Genomic DNA, 598 nt, shown 5'->3' on the forward strand with positions numbered 1-598 from the left:
TCTGGCTTTTCAACCATGGTTTTAATTGCTGCACTGTTGCCTGGCGTTAATTGCACGCCGTTTATATCAGCAATACCGTATTTACTTACATCTTCTTGTGCTACCGGCTCAAGCATAATTTGACTTGCTTTAGTTTCGTTAAAGCGTTTGATCATAGCTGCTAAGTTTTCAGTTTTTTGATCGGCTGTGTAAGCATCAAGTATTACATCTGGCAGCAGTACCATAAAATCATCATCACCCACAATTGGCTTTGCACACAAAATAGCGTGGCCTAGGCCTTTAGCTTCGCCCTGGCGTACACTCATAACCGTTACATCGGTAGGGCAAATAGAGCGTACTTCTTCAAGCAGAGCACGCTTAACGCGCTTTTCAAGCGTTGCTTCAAGCTCGTAGCTAGTATCAAAATGGTTTTCTATGGCGTTTTTAGAACTATGCGTCACAAGTACAATGTCTTTAACACCAGCAGCTACACACTCACTTACTATGTATTGTATAAGTGGCTTATCTACAATAGGTAGCATTTCTTTAGGGATTGCTTTAGTCATAGGCAGCATACGCGTACCAAGGCCAGCAACAGGAATAACAGCTTTCATGGGTA

The 598-nt window shown here is 42.3% G+C and carries 1 protein-coding gene; it reads right to left on the bottom strand.

Features of this window, described 5'->3' with window-relative positions; genetic code table 11:
* Positions 1–593 (bottom strand): UTP--glucose-1-phosphate uridylyltransferase (locus tag CWC17_RS18795; RefSeq protein WP_138614620.1); only part of this gene is annotated, 593 nt, incomplete at its 3' end.
* Positions 594–598: the final 5 nt, after the last annotated feature.

The sequence above is a fragment of the Pseudoalteromonas sp. S3785 genome (genome assembly GCF_005887365.1).
In the GTDB taxonomy this organism is placed as follows: Bacteria; Pseudomonadota; Gammaproteobacteria; order Enterobacterales; family Alteromonadaceae; genus Pseudoalteromonas.